Source organism: Acidovorax sp. LjRoot117 (assembly GCF_964252695.1).
Lineage (GTDB): Bacteria > Pseudomonadota > Gammaproteobacteria > Burkholderiales > Burkholderiaceae_C > Acidovorax.
Genome location: NZ_CAXUPO020000015.1, coordinates 61,902 through 79,841, shown reverse-complemented (window position 1 = coordinate 79,841; position 17,940 = coordinate 61,902). Strand labels below are relative to the sequence as shown.

General features: G+C 65.5%; 18 protein-coding genes. 16 read left to right on the top strand and 2 right to left on the bottom strand.

Features of this window, described 5'->3' with window-relative positions; translation table 11 throughout:
• Positions 1 to 26: 26 nt before the first annotated feature.
• Positions 27 to 1,361, bottom strand: coding sequence for an amidase (locus tag ACSQ3D_RS25155; protein ID WP_436128645.1), 1,335 nt, complete (start codon positions 1,359 to 1,361; stop codon positions 27 to 29).
• A gap of 239 nt (positions 1,362 to 1,600) precedes the next feature.
• Between ACSQ3D_RS25155 and rpsB the strand changes: the two genes are divergently transcribed.
• From rpsB to ACSQ3D_RS25075, 16 genes are all read left to right on the top strand, one after another.
• Positions 1,601 to 2,356 carry a 30S ribosomal protein S2 gene (gene rpsB, locus ACSQ3D_RS25150; RefSeq protein WP_056413362.1) on the top strand — a complete coding sequence of 252 codons (756 nt, stop codon included), beginning with the start codon at positions 1,601 to 1,603 and terminating at the stop codon, positions 2,354 to 2,356.
• A gap of 123 nt (positions 2,357 to 2,479) precedes the next feature.
• Positions 2,480 to 3,409, top strand: a complete 930-nt coding sequence (gene tsf, locus ACSQ3D_RS25145; protein WP_436128644.1) for a translation elongation factor Ts — start codon at positions 2,480 to 2,482, stop codon at positions 3,407 to 3,409.
• A 65-nt stretch (positions 3,410 to 3,474) separates the two neighbouring features.
• A complete protein-coding gene (pyrH, locus tag ACSQ3D_RS25140) occupies positions 3,475 to 4,197 on the top strand; it encodes a UMP kinase (protein WP_056413356.1) in 723 nt (240 codons plus the stop codon).
• 51 nt (positions 4,198 to 4,248) lie between these two features.
• Positions 4,249 to 4,809, top strand: coding sequence for a ribosome recycling factor (gene frr, locus ACSQ3D_RS25135; protein WP_056413354.1), 561 nt, complete (start codon positions 4,249 to 4,251; stop codon positions 4,807 to 4,809).
• Positions 4,810 to 4,842: 33 nt separating this feature from the next.
• Positions 4,843 to 5,574: a polyprenyl diphosphate synthase gene (uppS, locus tag ACSQ3D_RS25130; RefSeq protein WP_436128643.1), complete on the top strand. Its 732-nt coding sequence runs from the start codon at positions 4,843 to 4,845 to the stop codon at positions 5,572 to 5,574.
• A 27-nt stretch (positions 5,575 to 5,601) separates the two neighbouring features.
• A complete protein-coding gene (locus ACSQ3D_RS25125; RefSeq protein WP_396505796.1) occupies positions 5,602 to 6,465 on the top strand; it encodes a phosphatidate cytidylyltransferase in 864 nt (287 codons plus the stop codon).
• Between the two features lie 9 nt (positions 6,466 to 6,474).
• On the top strand, positions 6,475 to 7,653 hold the full coding sequence (gene ispC / locus ACSQ3D_RS25120) for a 1-deoxy-D-xylulose-5-phosphate reductoisomerase (RefSeq protein WP_056413510.1): 1,179 nt from the start codon (positions 6,475 to 6,477) through the stop codon (positions 7,651 to 7,653).
• Positions 7,654 to 7,685: 32 nt separating this feature from the next.
• Positions 7,686 to 9,050, top strand: coding sequence for an RIP metalloprotease RseP (gene rseP / locus ACSQ3D_RS25115; protein WP_436128642.1), 1,365 nt, complete (start codon positions 7,686 to 7,688; stop codon positions 9,048 to 9,050).
• Between the two features lie 43 nt (positions 9,051 to 9,093).
• Entirely contained in the window at positions 9,094 to 11,391 is a 2,298-nt protein-coding gene (gene bamA / locus ACSQ3D_RS25110; RefSeq protein ID WP_056413342.1) for an outer membrane protein assembly factor BamA, read from the top strand.
• Positions 11,391 to 11,915 (top strand): OmpH family outer membrane protein, encoded by a 525-nt coding sequence (locus tag ACSQ3D_RS25105; protein WP_056413339.1) that lies wholly within the window; start codon positions 11,391 to 11,393, stop codon positions 11,913 to 11,915. The genes bamA and ACSQ3D_RS25105 overlap by 1 nt, the downstream gene beginning before the upstream one ends.
• 24 nt (positions 11,916 to 11,939) lie before the next feature.
• Positions 11,940 to 12,923 carry a UDP-3-O-(3-hydroxymyristoyl)glucosamine N-acyltransferase gene (gene lpxD, locus ACSQ3D_RS25100; protein WP_436128641.1) on the top strand — a complete coding sequence of 328 codons (984 nt, stop codon included), beginning with the start codon at positions 11,940 to 11,942 and terminating at the stop codon, positions 12,921 to 12,923.
• Between the two features lie 16 nt (positions 12,924 to 12,939).
• Positions 12,940 to 13,380, top strand: a complete 441-nt coding sequence (gene fabZ / locus ACSQ3D_RS25095; RefSeq protein ID WP_056413333.1) for a 3-hydroxyacyl-ACP dehydratase FabZ — start codon at positions 12,940 to 12,942, stop codon at positions 13,378 to 13,380.
• 30 nt (positions 13,381 to 13,410) lie between these two features.
• Complete coding sequence (gene lpxA / locus ACSQ3D_RS25090) at positions 13,411 to 14,199, top strand: acyl-ACP--UDP-N-acetylglucosamine O-acyltransferase (RefSeq protein WP_436128640.1); 789 nt, start codon at positions 13,411 to 13,413, stop codon at positions 14,197 to 14,199.
• A 10-nt stretch (positions 14,200 to 14,209) separates the two neighbouring features.
• The gene (lpxB, locus tag ACSQ3D_RS25085) at positions 14,210 to 15,373 is read left to right on the top strand and encodes a lipid-A-disaccharide synthase (protein WP_436128639.1); all 1,164 of its coding nucleotides are present in this window, start codon (positions 14,210 to 14,212) and stop codon (positions 15,371 to 15,373) included.
• Complete coding sequence (gene rnhB / locus ACSQ3D_RS25080) at positions 15,339 to 15,965, top strand: ribonuclease HII (protein ID WP_056413323.1); 627 nt, start codon at positions 15,339 to 15,341, stop codon at positions 15,963 to 15,965. Before lpxB ends, rnhB begins: the two co-directional genes overlap by 35 nt.
• 37 nt (positions 15,966 to 16,002) lie before the next feature.
• Positions 16,003 to 16,776: a TrmH family RNA methyltransferase gene (locus ACSQ3D_RS25075; protein WP_436128638.1), complete on the top strand. Its 774-nt coding sequence runs from the start codon at positions 16,003 to 16,005 to the stop codon at positions 16,774 to 16,776.
• A 78-nt stretch (positions 16,777 to 16,854) separates the two neighbouring features.
• On the opposite strand, the gene ACSQ3D_RS25070 is transcribed toward ACSQ3D_RS25075, so the two are convergent.
• Positions 16,855 to 17,673 (bottom strand): hypothetical protein, encoded by an 819-nt coding sequence (locus tag ACSQ3D_RS25070; RefSeq protein ID WP_056413317.1) that lies wholly within the window; start codon positions 17,671 to 17,673, stop codon positions 16,855 to 16,857.
• Positions 17,674 to 17,940 lie beyond the last annotated feature (267 nt).

Below are 17,940 nucleotides of genomic sequence, written 5' to 3'. Positions count from 1 at the left end.
GGCGCTTGATGGGCAAGCGCTGACAGCTATTGTTTTTGTAGTATTTGCTCGATCTGCTGGCCGACATTGAGCACCGCATCATCCCGCAGCGCCCCGTGCCAGACCATGATGCCGACCGGGAGTTCCCCGGCCACGTGGCAGGGCAGCGAGAGCGCGCAGCCGTCCAGCAGGTTGATGACGCTGGTATTGCGCAGCAGCAGATTGTTGACGCGAAAGAACTCGGTGTCGCGTTCGGCCCCGGGCGCCACGTCCGACTGCAAGGGCGCCACGATGGGCACCGTGGGCGACAGCAGGGCGTCGTACCCGTCGATGGCCGCGTGCATGCGCGCAATCCATTGCTGGCGCGCCTGCAGCAGGTCGATGTATTCCCAGGCCATCAGCGTGGCGCCTTTTTCGATCCGCTGGCGCACCCGGGGGTCGTAGCGCTCCGGCACCTGCTGGAGCAGATCGCGGTGCCAGGCATAAGCCTCCGGTGCGGCGAAACCGTAGGCGGGCTGCTCCTGCACGGCTGGAAGGTCGATGGTGTCGATGGTCGCCCCGGCGGCGCGCAGCGTGGAGAGGGTGCGCTCGAAGGCGCGCGCCACGGTGGCGTCCATGCCGTCCAGGAACAGCGTGCGGGGCATGGCCAGGCGGTACAGGGACAGCGGCGCCTGGCTGCGCGTCACGCGGCGGGCGGCCAGGATTTCGTGCGCCACGATGGCATCGCGCACCGTGCGGGTCAGTGCGCAGGCGGTGTCGAGCGTGGTGGACAGCGGCACGGCGCCCGACGTCGGCACGAGCCGCGCCGTGTTCTTGAACCCCACGATGCCGTTGAGCGCTGCCGGAATGCGGATGGAGCCGCCAGTGTCCGACCCCAGGCCGATGAACGCCGCGCCCGTGGCCACCGAGACCCCGGCGCCCGACGAGGAGCCGCCCGGCACGCGCGGCGCGCCAGGCAGGGCGCCGTGCAGCGCGTCGAACGCCGCCGGTGTGCCGAAGTGCGGGTTCACACCCACGCCCGAAAAGGCGAACTCCACCATGTTCGTGCGCCCGATGAGGCTGGCCCCTGCGGCGCGCAGGCGCGCCACGGCAGGGCTGTCGGCAACCGCCAGCGGGGCGCCTGCCAGGGCCGTGGAGCCTGCTGTGGTGGGCTGGCCCGCCACATCGAACAGGTCCTTGACCGACACGGCCAGACCTGCCAAGGGTAGTTGGGTGATGCCGGGCTGCACCGCCGTGGTGCGTGCCGAATCGAAGTCGGCGCGGACGAAGCTGTGCGCGTTGGCGGGCGCCTGGGCGGCAGCGATGCAGCGTTCCAGTTCGGCGGGCGAGGTGGTGGCGCCGGCGTGCAGGCTGCCCCGGGTGGCGATCAGGTCGGCAAACATGGGTGTGCTAGAATCTTTGGGTTTTGCTGGGAGCAGTAGCGCGTGCAAGGCGGCTGTGCAGTGTGGGGGTCATCGGCTTGAAGTCGATCGTCGTCAACGGGCACCGCAGTCGGCACGTGGGGCAGCTTTCGCAAGACCAATCGCAAACCAGCCCTGTCAAGGTGTTGCGCTGCGGGTGCAAAAGCACCGTAGCGCAAGTATTGGGGCTGGATTTTAGACCCAACCTTTGGAGTATTTTTATGTCCGTTACCATGCGCGAAATGCTGGAAGCCGGTGTCCACTTCGGTCACCAAACCCGCTTCTGGAACCCCAAGATGGCCCCCTACATCTTCGGCCATCGCAACAAGATTCACATCATCAACCTGGAAAAGTCGCTGCCACTGTTCCAGGAAGCCCAGAAGTTCGCCAAGCAACTGGCAGCCAATCGCGGCACGATCCTGATGGTCGGCACGAAGCGCCAAGCCCGTGAAATCCTGTCCACCGAAGCCCTGCGCGCTGGCGTGCCCTTCGTGGACCAGCGCTGGCTCGGCGGCATGCTGACCAACTTCAAGACGGTCAAGACCTCGATCAAGCGCCTCAAGGACATGAAGGCCCAGCAAGAAGCTGGCCTCGACAGCCTGAGCAAGAAGGAGCAACTGACGTTCTCCCGCGAAATCGCCAAGCTCGAAAAGGACATCGGCGGCATCCAGGACATGGCTGCTCTGCCCGACGCCATCTTCATCATCGACGTGGGCTTCCACAAGATCGCCGTGGCCGAAGCCAAGAAGCTGGGCATCCCGCTGATCGGTGTGGTCGACACGAACCACTCGCCTGAAGGCATCGACTACGTGATCCCCGGCAACGACGACTCGGCCAAGGCCGTGACGCTGTACGCCCGCGGTATCGCCGACGCGATCATCGAAGGCCGTGCCAATGCCGTGAACGAAGTGGTCAAGGCCGCTACCACGACCGAGAGCTCCGACGAGTTCGTGGAAGTGCAAGAAGCCGCCGCCTGATACCCGGCTGCGCGACTCGTCGCGAATGAAAGCGGGGCTCCTGGTTAGCCCCCTTTTTTTTAGGCTGAACCCAATCCGATCCGATCCGATCAATCGATTGAACTGAACACTGAAGGAACAAAGATGGCTGCAATTACCGCAAGCATGGTCGCCGAACTGCGCGCCAAGACCGACGCTCCCATGATGGAATGCAAGAAGGCCCTGACGGAAGCCGAAGGCGATCTGGCCAAGGCTGAAGAGCTGCTGCGCGTCAAGCTCGGCACCAAGGCCGGCAAGGCTGCTTCGCGCGTCACCGCCGAAGGCGTGGTCGCCAGCTTCATCAACGGCAACGTGGGCGCGCTGATCGAAGTCAACAGCGAAACCGACTTCGTGTCCAAGAACGACAGCTTCCTGGCCATGGCCAACGCCGCTGCCAAGCTGGTGGCCGAGCACAACCCCGCCAACATCGAAGCCCTGGGTGCACTGCCCTACGAGCAAGACAGTTTCGGCCCCACCCTGGAAGACGTGCGCAAGGGCCTGATCGGCAAGATCGGCGAGAACATGTCGTTCCGCCGCTTCAAGCACTTCAGCGGCTCCAACCTGGCGGCCTACCTGCACGGCTCGCGCATCGGCGTGGTCGTCGAATTCGTCGGTGACGCTGCGGCCGCCAAGGACGTGGCCATGCACGTGGCTGCCATGAAGCCCGTGTCCCTGACCAGCGCCGACGTGCCTGCCGAACTGATCGCCAAGGAGCGCTCGGTCGCCGAAGGCAAGGCCGACGAAGCCAACAAGGAACTGGTGGCTGCCGGCAAGCCCGCGCAAAGCGCTGAAATCACCGCCAAGCGCATCGACGGCGCCGTGCAGAAGTACCTCAAGGAAGTCTCGCTGGCTGACCAGGTCTTCGTGAAGGCCGCCGATGGCAAGCAGACCGTGGCCCAGATGCTCAAGGCTGCCAACACCAACGTGAAGGGCTTCACGCTCTACGTCGTGGGTGAAGGCATCGAGAAGAAGGCCGACGACTTCGCTGCCGAAGTGGCCGCACAAGTCGCCGCCGCCAAGGCTGCTGCAGCCTGACAGGCCGCAAAAAAGCCCTGCCCCCGCACACATCGCCGTACGTATTGCCTTTGGAGAAATCACACATGTCCCACGCCGCACCAGCCCACAAGCGCATCCTGCTCAAGCTGTCTGGTGAGGCGCTGATGGGTGACGACGCCTTTGGCATCAACCGCGCGACCATCGTGCGCATGGTGGAAGAGATCGCCGAAGTGACCCGCCTGGGTGTCCAGGTGGCCGTGGTGATCGGTGGGGGCAACATTTTCCGCGGTGTGGCGGGCGGCTCGGTCGGCATGGACCGGGCCACGGCCGACTACATGGGCATGCTGGCCACCGTGATGAACGCGCTGGCCCTGGCCGACGCGATGGACAAGCAGGGCCTGGTGGCCCGCGTAATGTCCGCCATTGCCATCGAACAGGTGGTCGAGCCCTATGTGCGGCCCAAAGCGCTGCAGTACCTCGAAGAGGGCAAGGTCGTGGTCTTCGCGGCTGGCACGGGCAACCCCTTCTTCACCACCGACACGGCTGCGGCCCTGCGTGGTGCCGAGATCGGCGCCGAGCTGGTGCTCAAGGCCACCAAGGTGGACGGCGTTTATACTGCCGACCCCCAGAAAGACCCGACCGCCACACGCTACACCAAGCTCAGCTTCGACGAGGCCATGTCCCGCAACCTGGGCATCATGGATGCGACGGCATTCGCGCTGTGCCGCGACCAGAAACTGCCGGTGCGCGTGTTCTCCATCATCAAGCACGGCGCCTTGAAGCGCGTGGTGATGGGCGAAGACGAAGGTACGCTGGTTTACGCTTGATGATTTGCCGCCGCGCTGCGCATTGCCGGTGACTGGCTAGAGGAGAACAATATGACGATTGCCGATATCAAGAAAAATGCAGAAACCAAGATGGACCAGTCCATCGGGGCGTTCAAGAACAACCTGCAGAAGATCCGCACCGGCCGTGCCAATCCCGCATTGCTCGATTCGGTCCAGGTGGAGTACTACGGCTCGTTCGTGCCGCTGAGCCAGGTGGCCAACGTCTCCCTGATCGATGCGCGCACCATCAGCGTCCAGCCCTGGGAAAAGGGCATGGGCGCCAAGATCGAGAAGGCCATCCGCGAAAGCGACCTGGGCCTGAATCCCGCCTCCCTGGGCGACCTCATCCGCGTGCCGATGCCGCCCATGAGCGAAGAGCGCCGCAAGGAAATGACCAAGCTGGCCCGCAACGAAGGCGAGAGCGCCAAGATCGCGGTGCGCAACCTGCGCCGCGATGCCAACGAATCGGTCAAGAAGCTGGTCAAGGACAAGCTCGCGTCCGAAGACGACCAAAAGCGCGCCGAAACCGACGTGCAGAAGTTCACCGACCGGCACATCGCAGAGATCGATGCGCTGGTGGCGGCCAAGGAACAGGAAATCATGGCGGTCTGAGTTCCCGTTACCAGGGTTCTCTGAACGTTCTGCATGTCTGAATCTCCGGTGGTGCCTCACCACATCGCCATCGTCATGGATGGCAACGGCCGCTGGGCCAAGCGCCGCTTCCTGCCGCGCCTGGCAGGCCACAAGCAAGGGGTGGATTCGCTGCGCCGCTGTGCCCGTGCCTGCGCGCAGCGGGGCGTGGCGGTGCTGACCGTCTTTGCCTTTTCGTCCGAAAACTGGAACCGCCCCGCGGAAGAGGTCTCCGGCCTCATGGAGCTGCTGGCCCTGGCGCTCGCGCGCGAGGTGCCCGAGCTCAAGAAGGACGGCGTGCGCCTGTACTTCGTGGGCGACCGCGCAGGTCTTTCGCCCAAGGTGCAGGGCGGCCTGGCCCAGGCGGAGGCCGCCACGGCGGGCAACGACCGCCTGATTCTGAACGTCTGCTTCAACTATGGGGGCCGCTGGGACATCGCCCAGGCGGCGGCATCGCTGGCCGCACGCGGAGAGCCCATCACCGAAGCGAGCCTGCACGGCGCGATGGGCCTGGCCCACGTGCCCGACCCCGATCTCGTGATCCGCACCGGGGGCGAAATGCGGATCAGCAATTTTCTGCTGTGGCAGGCTGCATACTCCGAGTTCATTTTCAGTGACCGGCTGTGGCCGGATTTCGATGAGTCGGCGCTGGATGAGGCGATTGCAGCCTACAGTGGCCGCGAACGCCGTTTTGGTAAAACCTCCGAACAGATCCTGTCCGCGCATCCCCAGCCGATGCCCGGTTGAGAACCTGAACGGGTTCTGAAAGGTCCCATGCTCAAACAGCGTGTCATCACAGCCCTCGTCCTGCTGGCCATCTTGCTGCCGGCGCTTTTTTACGCGTCCACCGTGCCGTTCACCGTCGTGGTGCTGGTGCTCATGGCCGCCGGTGCCTGGGAGTGGGGGCGCCTGAGCGGTTTCGGACAGGCAGGCTCGGTGGCTGTGGGCGCCGCCTGCGTCGCGCTGTGCGCGGGGTCCTGGGCTCTGGGCTGGGTGGAGCGGCCGTTGACGGCGCTCTGGGTCGTGGGCGGGGGGCTGTGGGTGCTGTCCACCGCTTGGCTGCTCAAGGCCGGGGTTCCGGGCTGGCCGCGCATTCCTTCCGCCGTGCGGCTGGTGGCGGGCGTGCTGGCGCTGTGGCTGGCCTGGCTTGCGGTCGTTCAGGCGCGCAATGTGGGCATCAATTTCTTGCTGTCGGTGCTGCTGCTGGTGTGGGTGGCCGACATCTTCGCGTATTTCGCCGGCCGCGCTTTCGGGCTGCGCTTCACCAAGGGCAAGCTGGCCCCCTCGATCAGTCCCGGCAAGAGCTGGGAAGGCGTGTGGGGTGGGCTGGCGGGCGTGGTGGTCATGGCGTTCGTCTGGGTGGCCGCTGACGCGCACTGGCAGGCTGCCGTGCCCAGTTTCTACAGCCGCATGGCGCAGCAAGGCTGGTGGCTGCTGGTGATCGCGGCGCTGTTCATGGTGGCCATGAGCGTCTCGGGCGACCTGGTGGAGTCCCTCATCAAGCGCAGCGCTGGCGTCAAGGACAGCAGCAACCTGCTGCCCGGCCACGGCGGCGTGCTCGACCGGGTGGACGCGCTGCTGCCGACCCTGCCACTGGCCATGATGCTCACCAGCCTGACGACAGCAGCAGCACGGTAGCTCGCAATGATGAAACAACGACTCACGGTATTGGGCTCCACGGGCTCCATCGGTACCAGCACGCTGGATGTGGTGGCCCGCCACCCGGACCGCTTTGAAGTGTTCGCGCTGAGCGCGGCCACGCAGGTGGACCTGATCCTTGCGCAGTGCGCGCAGTTCACACCGCGCTTTGCGGTGATGGCCAGCGCACCGCACGCGCGCCAACTGGCCGAAAAGCTGGCCGCTAACGGCATTCCCACGCAAGTCCTGCAAGCGGCAGATGCTCTTGAAACGATAGCGTCTCACCCGGAGGTGGACGCCGTCATGGCAGCCATCGTGGGTGCGGCAGGCCTGTCGCCGTGCCTGGCGGCAGCCCGCGCCGGCAAGCGCCTGCTGCTGGCCAACAAGGAGGCGCTGGTGGTTGGCGGCGGGCTGTTCATGCAGACGGTCAAGCAGGGCGGGGCCACGCTGCTGCCGATCGACAGCGAGCATTCGGCCATTTTCCAGTGCCTGCCGGAAGACCCTGCCACCTGGCCTGACCGGGTGGACAGCATCCTGCTGACCGCTTCGGGCGGGCCGTTTCGCCAGCGCGACCCGGCCACGCTGTCGGAGATCACGCCGGCCCAGGCTTGCGCGCACCCCAATTTCTCGATGGGGCGCAAGATTTCGGTCGACTCCGCCACCATGATGAACAAGGCGCTCGAAGTGATCGAGGCGCGCTGGCTGTTCGACCTGCACCCGGACCAGATCAAGGTGGTGATCCATCCGCAGCAGATCATCCATTCGATGGTGCAGTTCAAGGATGCGTCGATCCTGGCGCAACTGGGCACGCCCGACATGCGGGTGCCCATCGCCTGCGGCCTGGCCTGGCCCGAGCGCATCGCCAGTGGCGCCAGCCGGCTCGATTTTTCCACGCTGTCCGCCCTGGCCTTCGAGGATGCCGATGCCATTCGCTTCCCCGGCCTGCACCTGTCCTGGCAGGCGCTCAAGGCAGCCGAGGGAACGACCGCGGTGCTCAATGCCGCCAACGAGGTGGCTGTCGGGGCGTTTTTGCAGGGCCGGCTGCGTTTTGACCGTATCCATGCGGTAAATCTTGCAACTTTGGATGCGGTGTCCCCCTCCAAGCCAGACTCGCTGGCTGCGCTGCTGGACCTGGACGCCCAGGCCCGGCATGCGGCAGAACATGCGGCAGTCCGCATGGCGGCCTGAGCGCCTCCACAGAGATCTACGGAAACCCCACCATGCTGCTCACTCTTGTTGCCTTCGTCGTTGCCCTGGGCATCCTGATTGCCGTGCACGAGTACGGGCACTACCGCGTGGCGGTGGCGTGCGGGGTCAAAGTGCTGCGCTTCTCGGTCGGCTTTGGCCACCCGCTGCTGCGCTGGCAGCCCAAGGGGTCGCCGACGGAATTCGTGCTGGGCGCATTTCCCCTGGGCGGCTACGTCAAGATGCTCGACGAGCGGGAGGCGCCCGTGGCGCCTGAAGAGCGGCATCTGGCGTTCAACACCCAGCCCCTGCGCTCGCGTGCCGCCATTGTGGCGGCAGGGCCCATGGCCAACTTGCTGCTGGCGATACTGCTGTACGCCATCGTCAACTGGAACGGCGTGCAGGAGCCCAAGGCGGTGCTGGCCAGCCCGGTGGCGGGTTCGGTCGCGCAGGCCGCAGGGCTGCGCGGTGGCGAACTCGTCGCGCAGGCTGCGCTGGGCACCGACGACATGGAGCCCGTGCGGTCGTTCGAAGACCTGCGCTGGCTTCTTACGCGCGGCGCGCTCGAGGGCGAGACGGTGCGCCTGGACGTGCAGCCCCAGTCGGGCGCGGCGCACCGCGAAGTGCGGCTCGACATGTCCAAGATCGACACCCGCGAGGCCGACGCACAGCTGTTTCGCAAGATCGGGATCCTGGGGCCGTGGACGCGGCCCGTGCTGGGCGATGTGATGGCCGACGGCGCCGCCGCCCGCTCCGGGCTGCGCCAGGGCGACGTGGTGCTGAAGGTGGGCGCCACCGACGTGGTGGACGGCCAGCAACTGCGCGAATTGATCCGGCAGTCCGTGAAGGGCACACAAGCCGTGGCCCAGCCCTGGCGCATCGACCGCGCGGGCCAGGTGCTGACGCTGGACGTGGTGCCCGAGGCCAAGACGGACGCTGGCACGACCGTCGGCCGTATCGGTGCGTATGTGGGTGCGGCGCCCGAGTTCGTGACCGTGGAGTACGGGGTGCTCGAAGGGGCCTGGGGCGGTGTGGTGAAGACGTGGGACGTCTCGATCCTGACGCTGCGCATGATGGGCCGCATGGTGATCGGCGAGGCGTCGCTCAAGAACCTCAGCGGGCCGCTCACGATTGCCGACTATGCCGGCCGCTCGGCCAGCCTGGGCCTCACGCAGTACCTGGTTTTCCTTGCGCTCATCAGCGTGAGCCTGGGGGTGCTGAACCTGCTGCCGCTGCCAGTTTTGGACGGTGGGCACCTGATGTATTATCTTTGGGAGGGTGTCACGGGCAAGGGAGTGTCGGACGCATGGATGGAACGCCTGCAGCGCGGAGGCGTTGCAGTGTTGCTTGTCATGATGTCCATAGCCTTGTTCAACGACGTCACCCGGCTTTTTGGCTAACCTTTGCCGCGCTTGCAACGCAACTGCGGCTCCAGCTTCATTCATGAAAAAACACATCAATCGCCTGGGCGTGCGTACCGCATCGGCCGTTGCAGCCATGATTTTCGCTGCCAATGCGGCATGGGCACTGGAGCCCTTCAAGGTGCAGGATATCCGCGTCGAGGGCCTGCAGCGCGTGGAGCCCGGTACGGTGTTCGCATCCATGCCGCTGCGCGTGGGCGACGACTACAACGACGAAAAGGGCGCGGCCGCCATCCGGGCGCTGTTCGGCCTGGGGCTTTTCAAGGATGTGCGCCTGGAGGCCACTGGCAACGTGCTGGTGGTCGTGGTGGAAGAGCGCCCCACGGTGGCGGATGTCGACTTCGCCGGCACGCGCGAATTCGACAAGGACACGCTCAAGAAAGCCATGCGCGAGGTGGGGCTGACCGAAGGGCGGCCCTATGACAAGGCGCTGACCGACCGCGCCGAGCAGGAGCTCAAGCGCCAGTACATCAACAAGAGCCTCTACGGCGCCGAAGTGGTGACCACGGTGACCCCCATCGAGCGCAACCGGGTGAACCTGACGTTCACGGTGGTCGAAGGCGAGCCCGCCAAGATCAAGGAAGTGCGCATCGTCGGCAACAAGGCGTTCAGCGAATCCACGCTCAAGGGCCTGTTCGACCAGGACACGGGCGGCTGGCTCAGCTGGTACACCAAGTCCGACCGCTATTCGCGCGCCAAGCTCAACGCCGACCTGGAAACCCTTCGCTCGTACTACCTGCAGCGCGGCTACCTCGAGTTCCGCGTCGATTCCACGCAGGTCGCGATCTCGCCCGACAAGCAGGACATCTCCATCATCGTCAACGTGACCGAGGGCGAGCGCTATGTCGTGTCCGGCGTCAAGCTGGAGGGCAACTACCTGGACCGCGATGACGAATTCAAGTCGCTCGTCACGATCCGCGCAGGCGAGCCCTACAACGCCGACCAGATCACCGAGACCACCAAGGCTTTCTCGGAGTATTTCGCGCGCTTCGGCTTTGCGTTTGCCCGCGTCGAGGCCGTGCCGGAGATCGACCGCGAGAACAACCGCGTCGCCTTCGTGCTGCAGGCCGAACCATCGCGCCGCGCCTATGTGCGCCGCATCAACGTGAGCGGCAACAACCGCACGCGCGACGAAGTGATCCGCCGCGAGTTCCGCCAGTACGAAGCCTCGTGGTACGACGGCGAGAAAATCCGCCTGTCGCGCGACCGCGTGGACCGCCTGGGCTTCTTCACCGAAGTGAACGTCGAGACGCAGGAAGTGCCGGGCTCGCCCGACCAGGTGGACCTGGTGATCAACGTGGCCGAAAAGCCCACGGGCTCGCTGCAGATGGGCGTGGGCTTCTCCAGCGCGGAGAAGGTCTCGCTCTCGTTCGGCATCAAGCAGGAAAACATCTTCGGCTCGGGCAACTACCTGGGCATCGATGTGAACACCAGCAAGTACCGCCGCACGCTGGTGTTCAGCACCACCGACCCGTATTTCACCAAGGAAGGCATTTCGCGCACGGTGGACCTCTACTACCGCACGGACAAGCCTTACGAAGACCAGGGCGGCAACTACCAGCTCGTGACCACCGGCAGTTCGTTGCGCTTCGGCGTGCCGTTCAGCGAGACCGACACGGTGTTCTTCGGTGGCGGCCTTGAGCAGACCAAGATCAAGCCCGGCACGAACATCCCCGCCACCTACCTGGCCTATGCAGACAGGTTCGGCTACAGCAGCACCTCCATTCCGCTGACCGTCGGCTGGTCGCGCGATGACCGCGACAGTGCGCTGGCGCCCAATTCGGGTCGCTACCAGCGCCTCAATTCCGAATGGTCCGTGGCAGGCGACGCCCGCTACGTGCGCGCCAACTACCAGTACCAGCAGTACGTTCCGCTGAACAAGCGCTTCACGCTGGCGTTCAACGGCGAGGCGGGTATCGGCAAGGGGATGAACGGCCGGCCGTTCCCCGTGTTCAAGAACTTCTACTCGGGCGGCCTGGGCTCGGTGCGCGGTTTCGACCAGGGCACGCTGGGTCCGCGCGACGTGACGGGTGCGTCTCTCGGCGGTCCGAAGAAAGTCACCCTCAATGCGGAGCTGATCGCTCCGTTCCCTGGCGCGGGGAACGACCGGACCCTGCGCGTGTTTACCTTCGTCGACGTGGGTAACGTGTACGGAGAGAACGACAAGGTCACCTTCAGTGACATGCGTGCCTCCGTGGGTCTGGGCCTGAGCTGGATTTCCCCGCTCGGTCCGCTGCGTCTGGCGTTTGCGCAACCGGTGCGCAAGTTCGCTGGCGATAGAATCCAGAAACTGCAATTCCAGATTGGAACGTCTTTCTAATGAAATCCTTTTCTCGCCATATCTCCTTGGCCCTGCTGCTCGGCGCATTCGCCGCTGCAGCGCCTGTGCAAGCGCAAGAGTCCTTCCGTGCCGGTTTCGTCAACACCGACCGCATCTTCCGTGAGGCCAACACGGCCAAGGCGGCCCAGGCCAAGCTGGAGCAGGAATTCGCTCGCCGTGAAAAAGAGTTGGTGGACCTGGGCAACACCCTGAAGACCGCCAGCGAAAAGTTCGAACGTGAAGCGCCCACCATGGCCGAGAGCCAGCGCACCACGCGCCAGCGCCAGCTGGTGGACCAGGACCGTGACTTCCAGCGCAAGCGCCGTGAGTTCCAGGAAGACCTGAGCGCCCGCAAGAACGAAGAACTCTCCCAGGTTCTCGAGCGCGCCAACAAGGTGGTCAAGCAGGTCGCAGAAGCTGAAAAGTACGACGTGATCCTGCAAGAGGCTGTCTACATCAACCCCAAGCACGACATCACCGACAAGGTGATCAAGGCGCTGAATGCCGCTGCCACAACCAAGTAAGCCGCAGCGCAGGACGGGTGGCGCGTGAGCTTGCTTCTCGGGCACATTGTTGATGCGCTCGGTGGTTCGCTGGAGGGGGGGGCGGTGGCTGACACCACCATCTCCCGCATCGCGCCACTGGAGGTTGCGGGCCCGGGGGACCTCAGTTTTCTGAGCAACCCCCGCTACCAACAGCAACTGGCCGCCTCCCGGGCGGCCTGTGTCATTGTGGCGCCCGCCATGCGCGAGGTGGCGCTGGCGCGCGGCCCCTGCATCGTTGCGGACAACCCCTACGTCTATTTTGCAAGGGCCACGCAGCTCTGGCGGCAGCACACATCGCCTGCAGTGCAGGGCTCGGTGCATGCGAGCGCCGTGGTGGACCCGTCGGCCCACGTGCATCCCACGGCTGTTGTCGGCCCGCTGTGCGTCGTTGAGCGCGGCGCTCGCATTGGTGCAGGCACGGTGCTCAAATCACGCGTGACGGTCGGCGAAGACTGCCACATCGGCGAGCGCTGCATCGTCCATGCGGGCGTGGTGATCGGTGCCGACGGCTTCGGCTTCGCGCCGGAGAAGGGGCAGTGGGTCAAGATCGAGCAGCTCGGCGCCGTTCACATCGGCGACGATGTCGAGATCGGGGCCAACACCTGCATCGACCGGGGTGCCCTGCAGGACACCGTGATCGAAGACGGCGTCAAGCTCGACAACCTGATCCAGGTGGGCCACAACGTGCGCATCGGCAAGCACTCGGCCATGGCCGGCTGCGTGGGTGTGGCCGGCAGTGCCACCATCGGCGCGCATTGCACGGTGGGCGGAGGCGCCATCGTGCTGGGGCATCTGGAGCTGGCCGACAACGTGCACATTTCGGCGGCCACGGTCGTCACGCGATCCATCACACGGCCAGGACAGTACACGGGCATGTTTCCCATCGACGACAATGCGCGCTGGGAAAAGAACGCTGCGACACTCAAACAATTGCACAGCTTGCGAGAGCGCATCAAAGCGCTGGAGCAGGCCCTGAAAGCAGCATGAACGGAAGAAGAACTCGATGATGGATATCCACGCAATTCTCAAGCAACTGCCGCACCGCTACCCCTTCTTGCTGGTAGACAAGGTGATCGAGCTTGAGAGCAACACCCGTATCAAGGCCATCAAGAACGTCACGTTCAACGAACCTTACTTCGGCGGGCATTTTCCAGGGCGTCCCGTGATGCCCGGCGTGCTGATCCTCGAAGCCCTGGCCCAGGCGGCCGGGCTGCTGGCCTTCGATGCCATGGGCAAGGTGCCGGACGAGAACAACATCTATTACTTCGTCGGCATCGACGGCGCGCGTTTCAAGCGCCCTGTGGAGCCGGGCGACCAGCTGATCCTGACCATCACCATCGACCGCGTGCGCGGCGGCATCTGGAAGTTCAAGGGCGTGGCGAGCGTGGGCGACGATGTGGCCTGCGAAGCCGAGCTCATGTGCACCATGCGCAGCGTGGGCTGAGCCGCAGCGACGACCTGGGCTGACCGGACCGTGAGCAATATCCATCCCACCGCCATCATTGCGGACGGTGCACGCATCGACCCCTCCGTCACGGTGGGGCCGTATGCCGTGATCGGCCCGCAGGTCGTGATCGGCCCGGGCTGCACCGTGGGGGCCCACTGCGTGATCGAAGGCCGCACGACCATCGGCAAGGACAACCGCATTTTCCAGTTCGCCTCCCTGGGGGCCGATCCGCAGGACAAGAAGTACAAGGGCGAGGACACCGAGCTGGTCATCGGTGACCGCAACACGGTGCGCGAATTCTGCACCTTCAACCGCGGCGTGCCGGGCGCGGGCGGCAAGACCAGCATCGGCGACGACAACTGGATCATGGCCTATACCCACATTGCGCACGACTGCCATGTGGGCAACCACACGACCATGGCCAACAACACCACGCTGGCCGGCCATGTGCTGATCGGCGACTGGGTGACGGTGGGCGGGCTGACCGGCATCCACCAGTTCGTGAAGATCGGGGCGCACGCCATGATCGGATTTTCCAGCGCCGTGTCGCAGGACGTACCGCCCTTCATGACGGTCGATGGCAATCCGCTGTCCGTGCGGGGGCTGAATGCCGAGGGCCTGCGCCGCCGCGGGTTCTCTGCGGGGCGTGTGGCAGTGATCAAGCAGATCCACCGGCTGATGTACCGCCAGGGCCTCACGCTCGAGGCGGCCCGCGCCGCCATCGCGGACCTGCCGGTGGCGCACCCCGAGGCCACGGCGGACGTGGCGCTGGTGATGGCTTTCCTGGCCAGCTCCAGCCGCGGCATCGCCCGCTGAGGTCCGGCGCATGCAGACATCTCCCCGCATCGCCATGGTGGCGGGCGAAACCTCGGGCGACTTGCTCGCCGGGCTGCTGCTCGACGGCATGCAGGCGCACTGGCCCACGCTGCAGTCCTTTGGCATCGGTGGGCCCCAGATGGCACGCCGCGGCTTCGAGGCCCGGTGGCCCAGCGACAAGCTGGCCGTGCATGGCTACAGCATGGAGGTGCTGCGGCGCCTGCGCGAGTTGCTCGCCATCCGCAAGTCGTTGCGCAACGACCTCCTCCAGAGCCGGCCCGATGTGTTCATCGGCGTGGACGCGCCGGATTTCAACCTGGGGCTCGAAGCCGACCTGCGCGCTGCCGGCATCAAGACCGTGCATTTCGTCTGCCCCTCCATCTGGGCGTGGCGTGCGGACCGGGTCGAGAAGATCCGCCGCAGCGCCGACCACGTGCTGTGCATCTTTCCCTTCGAGCCCGCACTGCTGGCCCAGCATGGCATCGAGGCGACCTACGTCGGTCACCCGCTCGCTGGTGTGATCCCGATGGTGCCCGACCGCTCCGCCGCCAGGGCACATCTGGGTCTGCAGGATGCGGATGAGGTCCTGGCCATCCTGCCGGGCAGCCGGTCGTCTGAAATCCAGTACATCGCCAAGCCATTCCTCGAGGCTGCAGCGCTGATCCGTCAAGCGCGCCCAGCTATCAAATTGGTAGTGCCCGCGGTACCCGCCTTGCAAAGCCGCATTGCGCAGGTCGCACAGGAATGCGGCCTGCAGGACGCGGTGCAGATCGTGGCGGGCCAGTCGCACACGGTGCTGGCGGCCTGCGATGCCACCTTGATCGCCAGCGGCACGGCCACGCTGGAGGCCGCGCTCTTCAAGCGGCCCATGGTGATCGCCTACCACATGCAGCCTGTGAGCTGGTGGCTCATGCGCCGCAAGCAGTTGCAGCCCTGGGTGGGGCTGCCCAACATCCTGTGCGGCGACTTCGTGGTGCCCGAACTGATCCAGGACGCCGCCACGCCGCAAGCGCTGTGCGCCGCCACGCTGGATTGGCTGGACGCACGCAGGCACAATCCGTCCCGGATCAGCGCGCTGGAGCAGCGCTTCACCGCGCTGCATGAAAGCCTTCTCCGCAACACTCCCCGACTGGCAGCCGATGCGATCCAGAAAATCCTCGCTCCCACAGCCTGAGCAAGCCAGCCTGCCCTGGCATCCCCCCGGACTTCTTGCCGGGGTGGACGAGGCCGGCCGCGGGCCCCTGGCCGGCCCGGTGGTGGCTGCCGCCGTCATCCTGGACGACCTGCATCCCATCGCAGGCCTGGCGGACTCCAAGACCCTGACCGCAGCCCGGCGCGAGAAGCTCTACGACGAGATCCGCGCCAAGGCGCTGTGCTGCTCCATCGCCGAGGCGAGCGTCGAAGAGATCGACAGCCTGAACATCCTGCAGGCCACCCTGCTGGCGATGCGCCGCGCGGTGATCGGCCTGCGGCTCAAGCCCGTGCGGGTGCTTGTGGACGGCAACCGCTTGCCGCTGCTGGACGTGCCGGCCGAGGCCATCGTCAAGGGCGATGCGCTGGTGCAGGCCATCTCGGCCGCCTCCATCCTGGCCAAGGTGCACCGCGACCGCTGGTGCGCGCAGATCGACCAGGACTTCCCCCATTACGGCTTTGCCGGCCACAAGGGCTACGGCACGGCGATCCACATGGCCGCGCTGCGCGAGCACGGCGCCTGCATCCACCACCGGCGCTCGTTCGCACCGGTGGCACAAAACCTGTTCCTGTGACCCGTTGCGGGTGACCGCCCAGGTGACCCCATTGCCGATGACATCACCTTCCGTCACCCCCATCCATTCGCGCGACAACGCTTTCGTCAAGAACCTGCGCCGCCTGGCGCAGGACAGCACGGCCTATCGCAAGCAGGGCAGGGTGTGGCTGGAGGGCGACCATCTGTGCCGCGCCGCGCTGGAGCGGCACCAGCGCCCGGCGGTGGCGGTGTTTGCAGAGTCTTTTTGGCCACTGGCGCAGGTGGAGTGGGCGCAAGCAGCTCCTAAAATCATAGTGCTCTCGGATGCCTTGTTCGCCGAGATCAGCGGGCTGGAGTCGCCGGCGCGCATGGGCTTCGTCATCGACTGGGCGGTGCCGGCGTCGCTGCAGCCGGGCGTTGCCACCGTGGTGCTCGACCGTGTGCAGGACGCGGGCAACGTGGGCTCCATCCTGCGCAGTGCCTCGGCGTTTGGATTCCGCCAGGTGGTGGCCGTCAAGGGCAGCGCGGCCCTCTGGTCACCCAAGGTGCTGCGGGCCGGCATGGGCGCGCATTTCGCGCTGGATCTCATCGAAGGTGTGGAGCACGCAGAGCTGCAGGCGCTGCAGGTGCCCCTGCTCGTCACCAGCTCCCATGCCGGAGACTGGCTGCACCGCGCCGCATTGCCCTGGCCCTGTGCCTGGGTCATGGGGCACGAAGGGCAGGGCGTGTCGCCGGTGCTGGAAGAGCGCTCGGCCCTGCGCATCCGCATTGCGCAGCCCGGCGGCGAGGAGTCGCTGAACGTGGCTGCCGCCGCCGCCATTTGCCTGCACGCGAGCGGCGCTGCGCGCTGAAGGGCCGGTCTCGGGCAGGAGATTCCTGCCGGGGGTGCGGGCAGGTTCGCGCCACCCGGAGGTGGCGCGGGAGGCTGATTACTGCTGGTTGCGCAGGAACTGGCGCACGAAGTCTTCCTGGTTGGGCGCGTCCTTCTCGGTCGTGAACACCACTTGCTGGCCTTCCACGCGGATTTTCAGCGCGGATGCGAACTTGCACTGCACCTGGCCCAGGCTGGCCGCCTTGGCCTTGGCCGCGGGGGTGTTGCGGCACAGGGACTCCAGTTCCGAGGCGACCACGCCGCAGAAGCTGCCAATGCTCAGGGTCTGCAGCTTTTCGTCATCGATGGACGCCCAGTCGACCGTGGTCTTCACGGGCGTGCCGCACGCGGCGCTGGCATCCTGGTCGGCCTTGGTCAGATCGGCCTGCGCGCTGGCCAGGCGCTTGTTGCGGTCAAAGCGGGCCAGCTTTTCCTGCACGCCTTGCTTTTGCTGACGCTCATAGCTCGCCTGCAGGTCTGCCAGCTTGAACGCCTTGGTCTTGTCTTCGTGGAAGGCCAGCACCACGCCGTCGCGCTTGCCAGGCAGGTAGACCACATAGTTGTCGCCACCGACGTACGCGTCGGTCTGCTTGTGCAGCAGGCCGTAGTTGCGGCCGTCGATGCGGGTGGAGTACACGTCGCGCGCTGCGCCTTGCCGCTCCAGGTTGCTCAGAAAGACCACCTGGTCGATCGGGTCGTTGATGCCGCTCACGCGCACCAGCGCCTGCTTGCCGTCCACGCTGGGGGCCAGAACGACTTCGACTCCCTGCGGGCCCACAAAGACTTTTGGATACTTGGCCAGCTCCATGGCCTGGGCGGCCAAGGCGATGCCGAGACCTGCCGCTGCGACAGCAAGGGGACGAATGAAAGCAAACATGAAAACAGCCTCTCTGAAGGTTGAAAACGTTGATGGTTGAATGGGCGCCGGGCGGAGTCTAGGCGCGCAGTGATGCATTGAAATGCCTGGAACACTTCCTTACGTAACAAGGTTATGCAAGACATGCATTTGCCGGGCGAAGACGCCCGAAGGGTATAATCGGGAGCTTTTCTCGCAACAGCGTCGCCCGATCGCACCCAAAGCAAAAATCTTTTCTGAGAGCAGCCACCAGCACTGCGTACGTTTGCGTGTACGAGTGGCCTGCAG

Excerpts from the sequence above, each read along its gene's own strand:
- ACSQ3D_RS25155 (WP_436128645.1), bottom strand. The coding sequence starts at position 1,361 with ATGTTTGCCGACCTGATCGCCACCCGGGGCAGCCTGCACGCCGGCGCC.
- rpsB (WP_056413362.1), top strand. The coding sequence starts at position 1,601 with ATGTCCGTTACCATGCGCGAAATGCTGGAAGCCGGTGTCCACTTCGGT.
- tsf (WP_436128644.1), top strand. The coding sequence starts at position 2,480 with ATGGCTGCAATTACCGCAAGCATGGTCGCCGAACTGCGCGCCAAGACC.
- pyrH (WP_056413356.1), top strand. The coding sequence starts at position 3,475 with ATGTCCCACGCCGCACCAGCCCACAAGCGCATCCTGCTCAAGCTGTCT.
- frr (WP_056413354.1), top strand. The coding sequence starts at position 4,249 with ATGACGATTGCCGATATCAAGAAAAATGCAGAAACCAAGATGGACCAG.
- uppS (WP_436128643.1), top strand. The coding sequence starts at position 4,843 with ATGTCTGAATCTCCGGTGGTGCCTCACCACATCGCCATCGTCATGGAT.
- ACSQ3D_RS25125 (WP_396505796.1), top strand. The coding sequence starts at position 5,602 with ATGCTCAAACAGCGTGTCATCACAGCCCTCGTCCTGCTGGCCATCTTG.
- ispC (WP_056413510.1), top strand. The coding sequence starts at position 6,475 with ATGAAACAACGACTCACGGTATTGGGCTCCACGGGCTCCATCGGTACC.
- rseP (WP_436128642.1), top strand. The coding sequence starts at position 7,686 with ATGCTGCTCACTCTTGTTGCCTTCGTCGTTGCCCTGGGCATCCTGATT.
- bamA (WP_056413342.1), top strand. The coding sequence starts at position 9,094 with ATGAAAAAACACATCAATCGCCTGGGCGTGCGTACCGCATCGGCCGTT.
- ACSQ3D_RS25105 (WP_056413339.1), top strand. The coding sequence starts at position 11,391 with ATGAAATCCTTTTCTCGCCATATCTCCTTGGCCCTGCTGCTCGGCGCA.
- fabZ (WP_056413333.1), top strand. The coding sequence starts at position 12,940 with ATGATGGATATCCACGCAATTCTCAAGCAACTGCCGCACCGCTACCCC.
- lpxB (WP_436128639.1), top strand. The coding sequence starts at position 14,210 with ATGCAGACATCTCCCCGCATCGCCATGGTGGCGGGCGAAACCTCGGGC.
- rnhB (WP_056413323.1), top strand. The coding sequence starts at position 15,339 with ATGCGATCCAGAAAATCCTCGCTCCCACAGCCTGAGCAAGCCAGCCTG.
- ACSQ3D_RS25075 (WP_436128638.1), top strand. The coding sequence starts at position 16,003 with ATGACATCACCTTCCGTCACCCCCATCCATTCGCGCGACAACGCTTTC.
- ACSQ3D_RS25070 (WP_056413317.1), bottom strand. The coding sequence starts at position 17,673 with ATGTTTGCTTTCATTCGTCCCCTTGCTGTCGCAGCGGCAGGTCTCGGC.